The sequence below is a fragment of the Pseudoalteromonas sp. MMG013 genome (assembly GCF_018100885.1).
In the GTDB taxonomy this organism is placed as follows: Bacteria; Pseudomonadota; Gammaproteobacteria; order Enterobacterales; family Alteromonadaceae; genus Pseudoalteromonas; species Pseudoalteromonas aurantia.
Genome location: NZ_JAGJEE010000037.1, coordinates 36,337 through 55,392, shown reverse-complemented (window position 1 = coordinate 55,392; position 19,056 = coordinate 36,337). Strand labels below are relative to the sequence as shown.

The window sequence follows — 19,056 nt, the reverse complement described above, 5'->3', positions numbered from 1 at the left end:
ATTAGTTAGAAGTTGTAGCTGACACTTAATTTAATACTTCTCGGCATGGTGTAACGACCGTTTGGCGCATCATTGTTACGTGGGTCTCTTTCTGTGATCCCTTGTTCATCCGTTTAATTATCGACTGATAATTGAAATCTCACCTGATCAGTGGGTTCAATCATTAGTCCAATATCCAGCTTTTCATATCCATCTAAAATAACGGTATTTTCGTTATTACTAAAGCGATCATCCACTGCGGATAATGTTCCGTATACGGTTGCAAACATATCCGCACTTTCAAACTCGTAACTTGGCGTGACACGTAATTGCCAACTTGGTGTGCCATATCACACCATACTTTAAATGGTTCAACCCCTAAATGTGCGCCGTCTGGGTCTATTTCATATAAACCTGATTGGGCATCAGTAAACTTATTTTTGATATCTAAGCAATTTTTACCTATGCCACTGACTTTGTCTTCTAGAATGCCTACTATAGATTCTAGCAATGCAATACGCGCAAGTAACTGCTGATATTTTTGATCTTGTTTAAATTGTTCAGCATCATAGTAAGCTTTTGTTGCTAAGTGGTTTGCTTGGGTTGGAGTGGCAGTTATCACGTTACCAACCACTTCTAATTGGGCTGAAGGGGTAAGCGTGTCTATGCCCACGTTAACGTGAGTGACAACGCTATTGGTGAGGTCTTGCCATGACGATATTCCTGCGACTCCTTGTATCCCTTAAATTCCTTTATCGCCTTTAGCATCGACATTACCGGTATCTCCTTTGTCTCCTTTGATACCAACGGCACCTAAATCACCTTTGTCACCTGCAGGTGCTGCGGCTACTTGCCACGATGCACCATCGCAAGATTGCAGTTCAGATAAGGCAATTTCATATTTTAAAATGCCAATACTAGCGTTGTCACATGAGGTTGAAGTTACGACATTCGTTGATGTAGATGGTGTGCTACTAAACAAGCTTGAGTTTGATTGGCCGACGTATTCAGTATAGTTTGAGTAGCCATCTCCATCTAGGTCAGGTATTTATCATCATTACTGTATGCGTTAGTCGCATTGGCATTTTCCCAAGTGTTGGGAATACCGTCTGCACCACTATCAGTTTGCATTCCTGAAAGAGAAATATTGTCGATAAATACCGTGGCATTATTTGAATATGAAATTGAGAAAAAAGGTTTGTTTCTTGTAAAGAAAGAGTGGATAGCAAGACATATTCATTATTGACGTGGAAACCAATTTGAAGATGTTGCGCTTGAATGTCCTAAACATGCAACTTAGCATCAAACCTTAACCAGTACTGCTCATGAAATAGCTGTTTTGTTTCGATAGTTTGCGCCAATGAAGAATGTGGCGGTAATTCGGCAATATTACCAAACTTTTCATGTGCAGAGATCGAGACATTGTTGGTGAGTATTGAGCTACTCCAGTGTTGGGATGCTTTTTCAAAGGCACCATTGTTCAGTAACTGTTGTGTATTTGCCAATGGAAAAAGGCAGCAGGTCATAGTTAGGGTAATTAAATTCAGTTTTAACTTTGAAGTCACTATAAAGTCTTTGATTTATTTACGTTAAATAGCAATTTATGAGCGGTTTAATTGCGTATTATAATATGTAAAAGTATGAATAAATTTATTTTAATTGAGCGTTTAGGCTGGTGTTGTGTTGAGTATTGGGGAGGAGGTAATACTGTATTGTTAATCTATCAAATTGTTTTATATATACTTTTTATGTTTTTTAAAAAGCTCAGGCAATTCACTTACAGGCTTCTATACTGATTAAGTTAAATAAAATGTTGGAATCAATAATGAACATAGTTGTGTACAGTCTAATAATAGGCGGCAGTATGTCTACCGCTTTAGCCAATGAGCAAAGTAACTGGTCATGGCAAGCCATAGACGGCAGTTTATCAAAAACTGCCATGCAAAAACGTACTGTCAATCCGAGCGAGCGATATTTCTCAGCAGATATTCAAAAGGCACAGAAAGATTTGATGGCTGTGGCACTCAATGACAGCTCAATACGCATTAGTTTGCCAACGTTAAGCGGCAAATTTGTACAGTTTTCTATCTCACATGACTCAATAATGGCGCAGGCGCTGCAAGAAAAGTTTCCATCCATTCGCAGTTTTGCAGGTTACGAAGTCGGTAATTCAAGTAATAAAGGTCGATTTGATATCGGGCCAAATGGCGTGCATGGCGTTTATTACATTAATGGGGAGCGTCTATATTTAGATCCTGCGGACAGCGGTATTTTAAAGCTTTATAAAAAAACAGCTAGGCAGCAGGCGTGGAGCGATGAGGTGCTCACGCCTGAACTGGACGCATTAACACTTAAAAACACACAGCCGCGTGGACCCTTGATTGGTAACGGTGGCAACGTAGACTTTGTGACGTATCGTTTAGCGGTAACAACCAGTGATGAATACACTGCTTTTTTTGGTGGCAAAGTGGGGGCAATGAATGGCATTGTGACGACTATAAATAGAGTGAATCAGGTGTTTAAAACCGACCTTGCTGTTAAATTAGAGCTTATCGCGAACAATGATGCCCTTATTTTTGAAGCCAATGACCCGTATGATAATGGCAATGCAGACGACACTTTAGGCGTAGTTCAAACTCAAATAGATACCATAATCGGTACGGCGAATTATGATGTAGGCCATCTTATGGCCACAGCGGGGGCTGGTCTAGCTGGTTTAGGGGTTGTGTGTTCGGAAGGTACAAAAGCATGGGGTATGACAGGGATTTCTACGCCTCAAGGTGATGCATACGATGTTGATTATGTAGCCCACGAAATTGGGCATCAGTTTGGCGCTAATCATACCTATAATGGTTCAAGCGGCTCTTGCAATACGCGAGTGGGTTCTGCGGCGTATGAGCCAGGCAGTGGCATAACCATAATGAGCTATGCAGGTATTTGTGGTGACGATAACTTGGCTCAAAATTCCATTGCCATGTTTCATTCACACAGTATTGATGAAATGAATACGCATTTAACGACGGGATCAGGCTCTACATGTGGTATACCTGTGGGAATTGGTAATAATGCGCCTATTTCAGACGCAAAGTTAGATTACACTATTCCAATCAATACGCCATTTATGCTATCGGGTTCTGCCACAGATCAAAACACTGCAAATACATTAAGTTATGCATGGGAGCAAATGGATTTGGGGGCCACAACTTTAGGGGCATCCCAACTCATTGATAATGGTGAAGGACCATTGTTTAGGCCTTATTTACCTAGTAGTGGCGCGACGCGTTATTTTCCAAAGCTTGAAGATGTGATGAACGGTACGACTACGAAAGGCGAAGCGTACCCCACAACAAATCGAACTATGAATTTTCGGTTAGTCGTTCGAGATGGAGAGGGCGGGGTAAATTATGACGCAATGACCGTTACCTCCACAACGTCTGCGGGTCCATTTGCAATAACATCTCCAACCTCTTCAACTATGTTAGGGGGAAGTAATTCAGTCAATGTGCAATGGAATGTTGCCAATACAGATCAGACGCCCGTTTCGTGTGCAAATGTTAACATTATGCAGTCATCAGGCGACACATCATTCGATCAAATGTTACTAGAAAATACACCGAATGATGGTTCTGAAACGGTTAGTTTAGCAGGCAGTGCCGATAATAAAGCCAGAGTAATGGTGAAATGTAGTACAGGGATCTTTTATGCATTATCTCAAGAGTTTCAACTGGGCAGTATTATTTCTATTACTGCACAAGACACATTGAGTATGAACGAAGACGCAAGTCTATTGTTGACGCCTGCGATGTTTACGGTCATTAATCAACAACCCGATTCGACATTAACCGTTACGGTTTCGACAGGCACAAACTATACAGTTAATGGTGAGACAATTACACCTACGGCCAATTTCTTTGGTGAATTAACAGTTCCCGTGAGTGTCAGCGATGGGAATAATTCCAGTGTTAACTTTTTAACCAAGGTTAGCGTAGTCGCTGTGAATGACGCCCCCACAATTACAGGTCAACAAGATATAGCGGTTGATGAAGATGCATCGTTAACGTTAAGTTTAACGCATTTTAATATTGTGGACATCGACAGTACGAGCTTCACATTGACCGCACAACAAGGTGATAATTACACGTTAGACGGTTTAAAAGTAACACCCTCCACTAACTATAACGGTGCATTAACGATTCCTATTACTGTCGCTGATGAGTTAGGTGCTTTGGTTGATTTTAGTGCTCAAGTAACTGTCACGGCCATTAATGATGCGCCAGTGGCAACGGCTGATAGTGGTACGGTTGTTCAAGGTGAAACCGTAGAATTGAATGTGTTAAACAATGATACAGACATAGACAGTAGTGAACTGAAAATAAGCATGGTTGATTATAGCGGGACAGGCACTGTAACTATTAGCGGGGCGGTGCTCATTTACCAAGCAAGTGCTGACTTTACAGGGCAAGAACAATTTAGCTATGAAGTCGACGATAATAATGGTGGAAAAGGAATAGGTACGGTTACTGTTGATGTTACGGAAGCTATTGTTGAGCCAACGCCAGAACCAACACCTACAGTGCCAGTTACACCTGCGGAGCCTGTATCTGATTCAGGTGGTAGTAGTGGTACTTTGTACTTCTCAGGGATCATTTTAATGCTTATTGCCTTCAGGCGGTTTATTGCATGGAGATTTTAAGATGTTGAATTACAAGCATCTCATCTGGATTTGTTTACTAGGTGGATGTGTGGCGACTAACTCTACAGATAAAAGTGCTACACCTGAGCTCGTTAATGAGCTCAGGGCGTTAGCGTGGTTTGGTGAACAGCGTGTTGAAGAGGTGATCCAATTGCACCAACAACAAAAAGTATATGGCTTAATTGCGTTAAATAGACGGGGGTATTTTTATCCAAAAATTGGCATGTCTCGAAAACCGCTTAAGTTGAAAGCAGGCTGTATGACTTGGTTGTTATCTAGTTCATCTGATGTCATAACAAGTGATAGTAACAAGGACCTTAGGGTTTCACAGCAGAAGTTTTCCAGCCGTTTTAACGAAGCCATGGCGCCAAATTGCTTGGAATAAAGGTCTCTTTTAAACCATACAAAAGTGGTGTTGCATAATAGGTCAAACAGGGGACGTTTGGCCTTTTTTATTGAGAAAAAATATCTGATCATTGAGTGGGTCAACGCTGCTTTGTTGCCAAAATTAGCTATAGTTACATGAGAGCTTGAGGTAATAATATGATCGATATTAATAATTGTTTTGTGAAACACCCCCATCCTTTTTTCGATTGTCAAAAATGGCAGCAGTTGGTTAATACACTTGCAGAACTATATGACGCGGCCAGTGGTACAGTTGTTCAGCTCAGAGAAGATGAGTTTAATGTTGTTGCGACCAGTTCTAATGATGATAATTTTTTAGCTCAAAATAGTAACTGGCCTTGGGAAATGCGCAGTTTTTGTCGACATATGATGGAAACAAAGCAATCATTGTATGTTGGTGATGCAGCTAATCATGCCATGTGGTGTCAAGTACAACCTGTGAGTGAAGGGCCTGTGCGCTCATACTTAGGTTTTCCACTGTTTTGGCCTGATGGTGAACTGTTTGGCTCGATTTGTGTTATCGATACTAAAGTGACGGATTACCCACCAATTTTGGTGCAGCTCCTTTCGCAATTTAAAACAATTATAGAGGGGGATTTACGGCAAATTGTTGATTATGAAAAAATAAAGTTACTTGCGTTAGAAGATGAACTCACCGGTATAAATAATTTACGTGGATTTAATGTACTCGCAAAACAAAGGCTAAAAGATGCACACCGGTTTATGCAGCATGTTGCCATCGTCTATCTTGATATTGATAACTTAAAGCAAGTGAATGATGAATATGGCCACCAAAGCGGTGATCACTGTATTGTTGCATTAGCGACGCTATTGAAAAGTGCAAGTAGAGATGCTGATATTAAGGCACGGGTTGGTGGAGATGAGTTTGTAGTTATGTTGTTATCATCAAGCGACGCGTTTATTTCGCAGTGGTGCAAGAGTTTAATAGAAAAATATGCGGGGGTGTTGAAAGATAAGCCCTATACTCAACTTATAGGTGTAAGTGTAGGATACAGTATTTATGACCCCGTTGATAAAGTACCTTTAGAAGACATGGTTGAGCGAAGTGATAATGCTATGTATGCGAATAAACAAGCTAAAAAGCGTGCTTAACCTCATTTTCATGGGCATCACTGGGCCCTATTTGTATTCGTAATAATTTACAGTTGGTAACGAACGCCAATATAGAAACGTCTTCCATTGCTGTAAATTCCTGTTGGTGCAAACATATTTCTTTCGTAGCTATATAAAATTTCGTTGGTTAAATTAATAAAATCGAACGTGATTTTGATTTTTGGGGTTACCGAAAGTGTGACGTTACCGTCGAGTTGACCATAATCATCAGTTATCGTTTCGCCAACACCTGTGGCAAATTCTGTCCGAAAGTTATAAGCAAGGCGCGTACTGATAAAGTGATCTTCATAATAGGCTGTGATATTAAAACTATGTTTTGAAGTGCCTGGTACTCGGTCTTTTTGCGAGGTGAGGTTTTGTACACGAGTGCCATCGACGTAAGTATAATTGGTAATTATGCCAAACCCATAAGCGATATATTGTTGATAACTTAGTTCGACTCCTCTGACACTTCCGCCGTTACCATTGATAGGTCGGTCAATTGACATTAAAATATTTTCATGGCGCTCTAACTCTCTTTTGAACTCGATAAAGGAGTCGACATTTTTATTGAAAACCGCTGCAGAAGTAAGACCTCCTTCTTGAAAGTACCATTCAATACTGGCGTCAAATTGTGTGGCGCGATAGGGGTCTAAATCAGGATTCCCTCCTTGGCCTTGTGCTTGGGTCACATTGTAGTTAGTTGATGGCATTAGGTGGTTAAATTGTGCTCGCGACATGACCCGAGCAAAAGAAAATCGAGATACAACATCATCTGCCAGTTCAATGTTGAGGTTGATACTGGGTAACAAATCTAAATAGGATTTTTTGTCGTTAACCCATTTAAGTTCAGTATTCACTGAATTAACTGGGAGCTGTTTAAGTGCTGCGGCATTTTGCCAAGTCGAAACGGCTCTAACACCTAAATTTAATCGATAAAAATCACTGTCTAAAGCTAATTTAAAATACCCAGCCAATGTTCGTTCTTCGATGTTAAATCGACTGGCTCGCTCCACGGTTTGTACAAAACCGAGTGACTCAAAGTCATTGTTTAATTGCGCAATATTAACAAAGCTATATTGTTTCAGTGTTTGTTCGTTGCCGATATCGTGTAGGAAATCATTCGCAACAGCAGCAGGGTAATTTGCTAACGTGGTGTTTAATTGTCCTGCGAGTCCATTTAAACCGCCATTGATTGACCGTAGGCGACGGAAATCTCGTTGATGTTCTCGATACTTAAGGCCAACTTGAATACTCGATATAACTGGGTGCTCAAGTTGATAAGTAGAGTCAATTTGTGCGAAGTGTGCTTTGTCATCACCATGCTGCGCATCTTTTCTTGCTTCGGTTAGGAACCAGCGCTGTGCATCGAGAGGGGAAATGTCATATTGGGCTATGATGTTTTGTTCTTGTCGTGTATCGACACTAAATTGGGTATTTGCAGAAAATTGTGATGTGCTGTCTTCGCTGGTTCCGCCTTGCGCGTGACTGAAACCTATTTGGTATTGAGTTTGCCACACTGGGCCTGAATATAATAAATCGAAATGAATGCTCTGTGTTCTTATTTTAGAATTACGCCAAATGGCCTCCATGCTGGTATTGAACATTTCATTCTCTAGTTGACTATATTGTCCGTAAGTCAGCGTTTTTTTGTTGAGGACAGCCCCTTTTATCTTGCCACCTAAATCTAAAACTTTTGCGGGTTGCCATAAAAAGTTTTGATTTGTGTTGTCGGCTTGTAATTCTGAGTGAAGTAGGTGTGTGTTCAACTGCCAATGGTGGTTGAACTTATATGCGAAATTGGCTGAGACAGTTGATAAAATGCGCTCTTGATTAAATATTGCTGAGCCCCCTCCGCCTGGCGTCCAAATATTTGACAGGTTTTCATTTGCGGCTTTTTTAACTGGCACTAAATCATGGTTATTATCAAATTGGTAATTTCGCTCATGCCAGCCCCATGACTCTAAACCATCACGACGAAGCTGCCTTTTATTTTGAGTGGCCGTAAATAGTGCTGCGAAATCTTCATTGGGGTTTTTATAGTTAAAAATTACGGACAGTTGAGGATCAAGTTCTTTTGATAAATCATTATACTGTAGCTGAGTATTTAGCACCAAAAAGCGGTTATCAGTGAGTAAAGGGTCTAACGTTTTGATATTGATAGCTCCGCCTAGAGAGCCCTCGTCTTGATCTGCTTGTGGGGTTTTATATACTTCGAGAGAAGCAATAATATCGGCAGGTAACAAAGTGAAGTTAAAGCCACGATTTGGCTGAGATGAAATCCACCAGTCAGCAGATGCTAAGTATTGACCATTAAGGTAGGTTCTATTTTGTTCTGGCGTTGTTCCCCTAACGCCGACTCTTTCACCTTCACCTTGTATTCTAGATAAAGATATTCCGGTAATACGTTGTAAGGCTTCTGCGACATTTTTATCTGGAAACTTACCTATTTCTTGGGCGCTAATAGAGTCTGTTATTTGATCACTAAATCGCTTATTATTAAGAGACTTGACAACGCTGTCATGAAATCCCCTAATTTGTATTTTTTCAAGCGTGTTGTCACTCGTTTGCTGCGGTGTATTTGCTAATAGAAGTGTAGGAAAGAGCAATATTTTTAATAAGAATAATGAATAACGACGATGAACCATTTAGCTTCCCCATACAGCTTTGGGTAAATAAACCCGTTTTTGCGTATTGTACTATTGATAATCAGTGTATTATTAATGCCAAATATCATACTCTTTTATTACGGTTTTAACCATACCTTTACATTGTACTTAGGACACTATGCAGCAGAATAGGCCCAAAAAACTGTTAATTAATGATGTTGAATTAGACGTTGTTGGGTTACGCGTCAAAGTGGCTGAGCAATGGCGTACGATTGAAGTAAAGCAATTGGCACTGCTACAGCTATTGTTAGACAATGAAGGTAAAACAGTGTCGCGTGATACCATTATCACAACGTTATGGCCTGATATTATCGTCAGTGACAATTCAGTCAGTCAGTTGGTTGTTCAACTGCGTAAAACGCTCGGTGATGATAAAAGTAGGCCGCAATTTATAAAAACAGTTCCTAGGGTTGGTTATCAGTTAATTGCTGCCGTAAATGATGTGCCAGACATCGCCTCGAAACTCATCAGAGCACAAGAAAATAGACCTATCTACTGGCTTTTAGGGGGGCTGTTATTTGGGGCTGTAGGTTATAAGGTTACCGGGGCTCTGCTTACAACCTCCGCTCAAACTATTGACTATAAATATCAATCTAGGCTAACAGCCTCACCAGGGGCTGAAGTTTATTTACGCTATTCTCCCGATGGGCGTTATTTGGCATTTAGTCACGTGGGTAATAATCAAGAACAGTTTGATCTATCCGTCATTGATATGAAAACTCAGTCTTTACATAACTTAAAGAGTACAGGGTATAGCGAAGAAGCGCCGGTTTGGTCCGCAGATGGAAAGTGGCTTGCTTATTATCGGTATGATCCATTTTCATGTACTGTCCGCGTATTTTCTGTTGATAGTACAATAGAAATGTGGCGTTTGAGTCCTGAAACGACTTTATTTGAATGCGATCCAGCGCAAGGGCCTAACCCTTTATTTTGGCCAAAAGAAACTGCAATTTATGCGCAGCAGTGGCGCGACGATGATGTAAAAATTACGCATTATCATATTGAATCTGAAAATAGCTTCATTATCACAAAAGAGACTGAATACTCAGATAGCCAAGGTATGCTACATGATGTAAATCCAAACAACCAAATGCTGCTATTCTCGCATGCTAAGCAGGGGAAAAACCAACTGCTATCAAAGAGTGAATTTCATGGTGATCTAAATAAAAGGTTGTTGAGTGCAGATGCCAAAGGCCCTGTTGTATGGGGAAGAGAGGGTGGCACCTATTGGACAGGTGATGACTCATTAAGTCTTTCAGATATTGCTGGGAAATCGCAAAAAATACATACGCCAAATGGCGTTATTACAGATATTGCGGTTGACTTTAATCATGGCCATGTAGCGCACTCAGAAGGGATTTCTCAGGTCAATTTGTATCATTTAGATAAATCGAATGAAAGTAACAGTTCTGATTTAATCGCGATTTCTTCCGCGGCGAAACTAGACATACTAGCGGAGGTTTCACATGATGGACACTGGTTTGCGTTTGCTTCTTATGATCAGCAAATAAAAAGCCAACGTGCGCAAGTTGAGATCTGGGTTAAGCATAGACAAAGGCCTACCGCGAGCTTACTTGCGTTGTTACCAAGCCAAGTATTTCCAAAACAGTTGCTTTTCTCACCAAAAGGGAACAACTTACTGATTGTTTCTAATCGTGGTGATACCTACTTAATTAATTTGTTTTCTAAGAAACTTGTCACCATCATTCAAGATTACAATAAAACACGGAATATGGTTTGGAGTGCTGACGGGCAATCAATCAATTATCAAGCGAGACATTCAGAGGGCACTTGGCAGTTATGGCAATACTCATTGAATGAAACGACAAATCGATTGCTGTCCAAGGATGTTCAATCTATGGATGTAGATGAGTTAGCATTGGCGTCTAAAAACCAGAGTTTTACAGGTTTTTTGGATGATGCTACATCCTATTTGTTGAAATATACTGCACAAGATATCGACCCAAATCAGCTTCGTGCTTCGCTTCGTTTATATCAGCCAGCCTTATTTGAGAAAGGCATTTATTACGTATTACGTCAGGGTCATCAGCTGTATTTGTATTGCTATTACACCGACAGGCAAGAAAACGTGAGAGTCAGAGCGTTAGGTACGTATCTTTATGATATTAACGTTCCACTTTCGCTAAGTACTGACTGGCGAGGAGAGCATATACTTATTAATAAAGTGGATGGAATAGAAACGGACATTGTGCTGCATCACTTTACTCCAAAGACGCAATGAACGAATCAATCTCATGAGTGGACCATGCTCTAGAAAGAGCCGATTTTTTGGCCTTTAACGCGAGTGCTTTAGCTGCAGATTGAACTGGGGCTAGTTGCGCTTGATAAAGTAGTAGAGTGGGGTGGTCATTATCTAAAGCGCGTGCTCTGTTTATCCATTTATGTATCGTTTCACTTGCGGTGTCATTGCGTATCAGCTCCTTGATGAGTGTCAACTGAGCTCTGAGGTGTTGCTGTTGTGCTGCACGCTTAAGCCATTTAATGCCTTTATTTGGTGCATAATAACTTTCCGTTTTTTGTAAATAACTAAGTCCGAGCCTGAATTGCGCTGCCGCTAGATTATGGTCTGCGGCTTTATGTAGCCAATTTAGGCCAACCAGTTTATTCGGATGCGATGTTTCTGTGCTCATTAAGCTGGTGGCGAGTTTATATTGAGCTAAAGGATAATTATTCTTGGCTGCGGCTAATAATAAGGCTGCATCTGCATTATCATCTCGCCAGTGATATTTTAATAGCCTGCTTGCATTATACTTATCAGAGTTTAACCATTGAGAAATGTAATATTGTATTTTGCCGTTTCCTTGTTCCGCAGCATCAATGTGTTGTGTTATTTCTCGTTGATACTCTTTTCTTTGTGACCCCAAACTTTTGTCATATTGTTTACCTTTGAAAGTGGTGAAATGGTATGTCAAAGAACGATTGAATATCGGGGTTGTAACATCGTATTTCCAATGTGTTAAAGCATTCAGAATACTGGCTGTAAAGGTGTTCTTTGGGTGACTGTCAACAATAGATATATCTGTGACATTACCATTGTCGTCAATATCAAATTCGGCCCATACCCAACCTTCAAGTCCCAGTCGCCGAGCTTCATCTGGATATTTTGGGGGAACATAAGTTGTTCTAGACAGAGAGGGGGTGGAATTGGGCGTCAAAGCAGGAAAGAGCAGTTTAGAAATAACATCGTAAGAATAGAGCTTTTGTAATGTTTGGTACATATCGGTCATAGCATGAGGGTCATTATAACTTTGTAATACCAGCTGTGCCGTTTGTTGCGCATCGTGTGAACCAAACTCACCAGCAAGCATGAACCATGCATAAGCACGAGGTTTACTTTGTGTGACCCCTTGACCATGTAAAGACATGACGGCCAAATTATACATCGCATCAGCATTACCTAACTGTGCCAATTGCTCGAATGAGTTATACGCAGAGCGGTAGTTTTTATTCTGGTAAGCGACAGTAGCACTATATAAATCTGCAAATACGACTTGGCTTTTAATTACTAAGCAGATGCTCAGTATGACAATCAGTCGGTTGAAATTCATAGTGCCTTATTGATTTATGATGAAAAGATAACAGGGCGGGTAACCCAATAATTTCCTTACAATCGATTGTACTGTTTTATTTTATAAATACCAGTTTCCGAGCCTATATCAGGTGGATAAAAGAAAAAGCTGATAGCAACTGCTATCAGCTTTTGCCCCGGGCAAGGAGCGTCCATCCATGGATAGTCGAATCTGTGTTAGCTATACAATATTCGACTAGAAGTTAAATCTAATACCAGCAACAAAGCGACGGCCATCGGCGTACATACCCGTGAGAGCATGCTCGACGCCCTCTTCTTGGTAACTAAACGTATGCTCGTCTGTTAAGTTAACAGCTTCAAAAACAGCGGTAATATTTTCGGTAACGTTGTAACTCAGTGTTGCGTCAATTTGGCCATAGGCATCTTGGTATCCTGGCCATGCTCTACCAGTATCATACCCTGTTCGGTAGTTGTATGAAATTCGACCGCTATATGTCTCTGTTTCATAATAAGTGCTAAAGTTGAACGTACTTTCAGATATGCCAGGAATAAGAATATCATTACCGTCAACATCTTTGGACTCGCCATCTACGTAGGTGTAATTGGCTGAGATACCGAACCCTTCAGATAGTTCAGTTTGAAAGCCTAATTCTAAGCCTTGTAAGGTGCCAGACGGACCGTTAATCGGACGACTAATCTCAATAGGCACACCGTCAAATATTTCTGTTTGCGTATTATTCCCAAGTGTTGATTGCAAATCCTTATAGAATATCGCTGCTGAGAATATGCCAGCTTCAGAGAAGTACCATTCATATCCAATGTCAAATTGCGTGGCACGATATGGATCAATTTTTGAATTGCCACCAGTTCCAACACGCGTTTCAGTATTGTAAGTTGTGGCATTGGTCATTGCTGCATAGTCAGGGCGAGTCATAACTCTCGCTGCGCCAAAGCGCAGTAACATATCTTCATCAAGGTCAATGGCAAGGTTAATACTGGGTAAAATATCAAAATAGCTAGTGTCTTCTTCTTTCCAAACTTTAGCATCAGCCGGACCGACATAAGCACCGGTAGTCTGTTGTGTTTCTACCAACCTGACACCAAGGTTACCGCGCATACCTTCAACATCTATATCTGCTTTAATATAACCGGCCAAAATTTCTTCTTTGATAGCGAAGTTACTATCGTGAAGCAATCCGTATTGCCAATCTAGCGCATCGCCAGCCGCACGTGTTGTAGTGAGGTCTGTCATTGCATAATTTCGTAACGTGTCGTTTGTACCAATGCCAGATAAAAAGTCACTGGGGGAGGCAAATGAATAGTCAGCTAAACTCCAATGTAAGTCTGTTCGTGTTTGTGAACGTAAGCGAACATTTTCTCTTTTATGGTCTCGATACTTAGCACCTATCTTAATTTTGCTAAATACAGCTAAGTCAACCGGTCGTTCAAAATCAGTTTGAAGGTAGTATTCTTTATCCAATGCATCGTTGCTGTCATAACGTAAGAAGCCGAGGTCCCATTTACTGCCATCAGCAGGGTCATTGGCATAGCTGGTTCCAATGCTTTCTTTTTGTGATGCATTAAAACTATGAACGGCATTGCCTTCCCATCCCACACTCCGGTCTGTTTGTGTTCCGCCAGAGCCTTCCGTGACACCTATGTGGTATGAAGAACTCCACAGTTCACCTTCATGATTTAATTTTAAGTCATATGATTTGGTTTTGAGCTTTGAATTACGAATTTTCGTTTCATCAAGAATATTATTGCCGTCAGGAGAAAGGCCCATTGTGCCTGCTTGTGCAAACTTCCCCACTTTGTCGTGTTCAACAACGTCTAAAGAGGTGTATTGAGAGTTACCATAGCCTGGAAGCCAGAGAAAGTTCTGGTTTGCATTGTTAGCCTCCATTGTTGAATCTAGCGCGTTAAAAGTAATATCAGTGTTGTCGGATGGACGATACTGAAGTGTTAAGTTGAACCCTGTTCTAATGCGTTCTTGAGTGAACATGGCTGAGCCACCACCACCAGGCGTATACACATTGTTTATTTCAGTACCATCTTCTAAGGTAATGTCACGATGTGACCAGCTCCATGCTTCGATACCATCGCGTCGTAAGTTTCGTTCTTGCCTAAATACGGAAATTAATGCACCAAACTTTTCTTCACTGTCTTTCCAGCTATACAACCCCGCTACTTGAGGGTCGGTTTCGCCAGAAATTTCACTGTGCTGCATAAGAACTGAGCCCGCAATTTTATTGGCATCAAGATCGAGCGGTTTTCGAGTACGTACAATCACTGTACCACCAATAGACCCCTCATCGATATCGGCTTCTGGTGATTTGTATACCTCAAGGCCTGAAACAATTTCTGACGGCAACATGGTGTAGTTAAAGCCTCGGCTGGCTGACGAGTCGACCCACCAATCTGCAGAACCAACGGCTTGGCCATTTAATAGGGTTCTATTTTGATTCTCTGATGTACCTCGGATACTGATGCGCTCGCCTTCACCAAAGTTTCTACTCATTGATACACCGGTAATACGCTGTAGCGATTCGGCAACATTTTGGTCTGGAAACTTACCTATGTCTTCAGAAGTGACGGCATCGACGATAGAATTTGCGTAGCGCTTAGTATTGATTGATTTAACCACACTGCCACGAATGCCTCGTACTTGAATTACTTCTACTTCATCTGTTTTTGCACCCGTTGCATGTGCAAATGAAGAAACTCCGGCTGTTGATGTCATTAACAGACTGCTAATGATTAAAGTGAGTTTGTTTTTCTTATTGGTGAGCATGTTTAGTCCCCTTGGTTGCATTTTATATATGTAATTGGTATTGCGACTAAGGCTATTAAACACGCTGCAAAAAATTAAATCTTGAATTGAAATGATTAATTATGAAAGATGACTTTTTTGTTTTTAATATAATTAAAGTTATTAATATTAGTGATTTGTGTGGGTGTTATTTTTATTTTTTGCTTTTTGAGTAATATTACCCAGGAAAAAACAGTGCGCACGGTGGTTGCTTTCACAAGTAAAAATAGCGATAAGGAGGGTTTAGGCCGCTTAACGCTATTTCACATAAGTGAGTTAGAGACTCTTTTTAGGAGGAAGCGCGACATTGGCAAATATAAGTCCTGCCACTAACGACATGAATATGAGGAATGTCTGTTGTCCTATATGGTCTGCGTGTAAAAAGCTTTGCCCTTCAATAAGAGAGTTTAAACCGATATACGTCTTTGACCCAGGAACGAGTACAATGAGACCTTGCATTGCAACAATAGAAGCGGGTGCATTCACCATACGATTGAAGAAGTTACTAAACACACCGACGGCAAAGGCGCCCACAAAGGCACCGATTGAATAATCAAAATAAAGCGCTGCGCTGACACTGGCACCATAGGCTATAAAACCAGAAGCGATAGACCAACTAGCATGTTTTAATTTGGTTCGGAAGATCACGATGAGACTGGTACACAGAAGTAAGATGGCTAACCAAGCAGTCCATTTTGGTAACGGCTCAGGCTGAACAAAGTCGGTAATGCCAAAAAGAGCAAAGCCAAGACTCATTCCGAGGAATGCGCCAAAGTAGAGCTTGAACAATAGCATGAGGGCATCCATAACACGTGCTGTACCAGATACCAGGTGTCTTGCTGACAGTTCAGCAAATGCGAGCGCGAGTGCTAAGCCTGGAATAAATACAATGATGGCCGAGAGCACCACGAGCCGAATGTTAATGCTTGGGTCGATATAGCTACTGATGGCACATGCGCCTAATGCTGCAACAATTGCAACGAGCGGTTCTAACATATGCGTGACGCGTTTGGAGCGAGCAGACCACATTACAAAAATAAAGACTAGAATTGAGAATAACCCAGACCATAAAACGTCGTTCCAACTAGTGCCCATTAACATGGCAAAAGCAGCACCAGAAATAGAAAAAGCGGTACCAGTGAGGAGTTTACTGTATGGATTGAGCTGTTCATTAATATTGTCTAAACACGTATCAGCTTCATCAATTGATAGCTCACCAGCCAACATACGAGATACAATTTCGTCGGTATCAGCAAGACTACCTAAATCGTGGTCGCCCGGTTCTACTCGTGCGACGTGAGTGTATTCATCCTCATGGCCTTCAGACCAAATGACAAAGGTGACTGAAGTTGGAGACATAACAAAAGCCGATTTGAGATCTAAGTGGGTTGCGACTTCCATTAAATGTGCTTCAAGGCGATAAGCTGGCGTGCCATATTTATGAAGCATCTTGCCAAGTTTCACAATAAGCTTTCGTTTTTGGGTAAAGGTAGCTGTGTTCAACGGTGTTAAACCTAAAATGATAAAAAGACTACGCAATTCGTTGCGTCGCGATACCTTATATAGTTTAGTTAATTATAAAAATTAACTCTAATAATGGTAGATTTCTGCGCATTCTAATCGCTTTTATCGCAAAGTCTAGGTCATTTATCGAATTTAATTTGCATTTTTATAAGGTTGATAAATTACCCGGGTAAATATGCGCTTTCAACCTTAAAATATGCAGTTAATTTCATAAATTTTATTGTATTAACCGTATGAAAATAATTGAATATTTTACATTTATTTGATTTGGGTCCAATTTTATTCTCAATCTTCACTTATACTAGTTCTAATAGAATAGTCGTAGGGGCGAATATGTTAGGTATGATTGAAGGTATGGCGCTAGGTAAGCAGTTAAGATTGTCATTCTCATTGCTAATTGTTTTGTTAGTGGTGGTCAGTGTGTCTGGCTATTACGGTTTAAGTTCGGCGCAAAGTGGCTTCACCAGTTATCGGGGCTTAGCGCTGGAAACGAATTTATCGGGCCGGATGCAAGCGAATTTACTTTATGCAAGAATTAGCGTGATAAAATATCTATCAGATAGTAGCCCTGCAATTGTTAAACAATATGACGAACGAATGGACAAGTTACAAGGTTTCTTTGTAGAAGCGCAAACGAAAGTGACCGATCGTCAGCGTCGTCAAATATTGGTAAAAAGCAGTGATTTGCTCACAGAATATGACCGTGCATTCAAAGAAGTGCAAGGGCTCATCTCGCAACGTCATAATGTTGTCAATAATGAATTAAACCCGCAAGGGAAAGACATTCGAGAGCAGTTTACACGATTACTAGATAAACTAAATAATGAACAACGTTCTCAAGAGTTATATGCCATAGCCAAAGCCGAAGAATTTTTACTTTTGGGGCGCTTGTATGTTGTTAAATACTTAGTGACGAATAGTGATTCTGATAGAAATCGTGCAGAAAATGAGCTCAAAGAAAAATTGATGCGGGCACTTGATAACACTGTGAGTCAACACCCTGAAATCTCACCTGAGCTGGCTCAAATTAAATCGTCTGTAAGAAGTTACCTCGCGTCTTTTGACAAAGTTACCAGAATTATCTCAACAAGAAACGGTCTTATTTCTGCAAAACTGAATCCAATTGGTGCCGAAATTGCTGAGCAGTTAGAGGAGCTAAAACTGGGTGTCAAAGCGAAGCAAGATGAAATAGGTCCAGAAGTAAAAGGTACAACGGAGTTTCTGTTGAGCTTAGTGAGTATTATTTCTGTTATAGCTGTGATTAGTGGCATATTCTTGGCCATTGTATTACCCAGAGTGATCCGTAAACCGATTGGTGGAGAACCACTTGAAATTGCGGCCGTAGCTCAGCGTATTGCTAATGGTGACTTTACGCAAAAGTTTGATGGAAAGTCTGAAAGTACCGGTATTTATGCGTCTATGGCGGCTATGTCAGATAATTTAAGTATGGCCATTTCAGGTGTGGTAAGCACGGGACACCGATTGACTGAACAAGCTCAGTTATCAGCGATGATCGCTGGTGAAACGCAAGATGTGGTGTCTCAGCAAAAAGATCGCAGCGCGCAAATTGCCACAGCTTTAAATGAAATGGCATATAGCATCCAGGAAGTCGTTAAGCTTTCAAGTAGCTCGGCATCCTCGGCGAATGAAGCAAAAGTTTCAGCTGAAGGCGGTTTATCATTGATTGAGCAAATGGTATCGGCGATTGAGCGATTATCTTCAACCATAGAAAACGCGATGCAGGATATAAAAACACTGGCCCAAAGCAGTCAAAATATTGGTGCTGTGGTAGAGGTTATTGGTAATATTTCAGAGCAAACGAATTTACTTGCATTGAACGCCGCAATTGAAGCAGCAAGAGCTGGAGAGCAAGGCCGAGGCTTTGCAGTGGTGGCAGATGAAGTAAGAAGTCTTGCTAAACGGACTCAAGATTCAACGACCGAAATTCAGACCATGATAGAGTCTTTGCAATCAGGTACTAATAAAGCGGTGGCGAGCATGAATGAAAGTTCAAGTGAAGCGTTGAATACTGTGGAGCTGTCGTCTGAAACAAAAGAATCACTGGATAAAATATTAGGTAAAATTAGTGTGATTAATGATATGAATAATCAAGTTGCAGTTGCCATTAATGAACAGTCGACAGTGTGTGAGGATATCAATCAAAACATTACATTTTTAACTGATTCAGCTGAATTGAGTGAGCAAACGAGCAATAAGTCAGCGGCAGCCAGTGAGGAGCTCAAAGGGTTAGCAGGTCAGTTACAAGACATTGCTGGCAACTTTAAAGTGTAAGGTAGCACATTACTGAAGC

11 protein-coding genes and 2 pseudogenes are annotated in these 19,056 nt (G+C 40.9%); 5 read left to right on the top strand and 8 right to left on the bottom strand.

The genetic code is table 11. The features are described from left to right. Window positions 1–5 precede the first annotated feature (5 nt). The 4 genes and pseudogenes from J8L98_RS24965 to J8L98_RS21520 form a co-directional block, all read right to left on the bottom strand. Window positions 6–314, bottom strand: a pseudogene (locus J8L98_RS24965) (TonB-dependent receptor); the annotation flags it as partial. A gap of 53 nt (window positions 315–367) precedes the next feature. Next, a pseudogene (locus J8L98_RS25215) lies at window positions 368–601 on the bottom strand (hypothetical protein); the annotation flags it as partial. A 120-nt stretch (window positions 602–721) separates the two neighbouring features. Beyond that, a complete protein-coding gene (locus J8L98_RS21525) occupies window positions 722–961 on the bottom strand; it encodes a hypothetical protein (RefSeq protein WP_210998148.1) in 240 nt (79 codons plus the stop codon). Between the two features lie 301 nt (window positions 962–1,262). Further along, window positions 1,263–1,544, bottom strand: a complete 282-nt coding sequence (locus J8L98_RS21520) for a hypothetical protein (RefSeq protein WP_210998147.1) — start codon at window positions 1,542–1,544, stop codon at window positions 1,263–1,265. Between the two features lie 299 nt (window positions 1,545–1,843). Between J8L98_RS21520 and J8L98_RS21515 the strand changes: the two genes are divergently transcribed. From J8L98_RS21515 to J8L98_RS21505, 3 genes are all read left to right on the top strand, one after another. Then, the gene (locus J8L98_RS21515; RefSeq protein ID WP_210998146.1) at window positions 1,844–4,672 is read left to right on the top strand and encodes a reprolysin-like metallopeptidase; all 2,829 of its coding nucleotides are present in this window, start codon (window positions 1,844–1,846) and stop codon (window positions 4,670–4,672) included. A gap of 49 nt (window positions 4,673–4,721) precedes the next feature. Beyond that, complete coding sequence (locus J8L98_RS21510; RefSeq protein WP_210998145.1) at window positions 4,722–5,057, top strand: hypothetical protein; 336 nt, start codon at window positions 4,722–4,724, stop codon at window positions 5,055–5,057. A gap of 158 nt (window positions 5,058–5,215) precedes the next feature. Beyond that, on the top strand, window positions 5,216–6,190 hold the full coding sequence (locus J8L98_RS21505; protein WP_210998144.1) for a sensor domain-containing diguanylate cyclase: 975 nt from the start codon (window positions 5,216–5,218) through the stop codon (window positions 6,188–6,190). Window positions 6,191–6,237: 47 nt separating this feature from the next. On the opposite strand, the gene J8L98_RS21500 is transcribed toward J8L98_RS21505, so the two are convergent. Continuing rightward, the gene (locus J8L98_RS21500; RefSeq protein ID WP_210998143.1) at window positions 6,238–8,838 is read right to left on the bottom strand and encodes a TonB-dependent receptor; all 2,601 of its coding nucleotides are present in this window, start codon (window positions 8,836–8,838) and stop codon (window positions 6,238–6,240) included. 139 nt (window positions 8,839–8,977) lie between these two features. Here J8L98_RS21500 and J8L98_RS21495 point away from each other — a divergent pair, with 139 nt between their 5' ends. After that, window positions 8,978–11,101, top strand: a complete 2,124-nt coding sequence (locus J8L98_RS21495; protein WP_210998142.1) for a winged helix-turn-helix domain-containing protein — start codon at window positions 8,978–8,980, stop codon at window positions 11,099–11,101. Here J8L98_RS21495 and J8L98_RS21490 read toward each other — a convergent pair. The 3 genes from J8L98_RS21490 to J8L98_RS21480 all read right to left on the bottom strand — a co-directional run bounded on the left by J8L98_RS21490 (window position 11,082) and on the right by J8L98_RS21480 (window position 16,724). After that, window positions 11,082–12,428, bottom strand: coding sequence for a TonB family protein (locus J8L98_RS21490; RefSeq protein ID WP_210998141.1), 1,347 nt, complete (start codon window positions 12,426–12,428; stop codon window positions 11,082–11,084). The genes J8L98_RS21495 and J8L98_RS21490 overlap by 20 nt on opposite strands. A 216-nt stretch (window positions 12,429–12,644) precedes the next feature. Then, window positions 12,645–15,203 (bottom strand): TonB-dependent receptor, encoded by a 2,559-nt coding sequence (locus J8L98_RS21485; protein ID WP_210998140.1) that lies wholly within the window; start codon window positions 15,201–15,203, stop codon window positions 12,645–12,647. Window positions 15,204–15,497: 294 nt separating this feature from the next. Further along, window positions 15,498–16,724 carry a threonine/serine exporter family protein gene (locus tag J8L98_RS21480; protein ID WP_210998139.1) on the bottom strand — a complete coding sequence of 409 codons (1,227 nt, stop codon included), beginning with the start codon at window positions 16,722–16,724 and terminating at the stop codon, window positions 15,498–15,500. Window positions 16,725–17,078: 354 nt separating this feature from the next. Between J8L98_RS21480 and J8L98_RS21475 the strand changes: the two genes are divergently transcribed. Beyond that, window positions 17,079–19,037 carry a methyl-accepting chemotaxis protein gene (locus J8L98_RS21475; protein ID WP_210998138.1) on the top strand — a complete coding sequence of 653 codons (1,959 nt, stop codon included), beginning with the start codon at window positions 17,079–17,081 and terminating at the stop codon, window positions 19,035–19,037. Window positions 19,038–19,056: the final 19 nt, after the last annotated feature.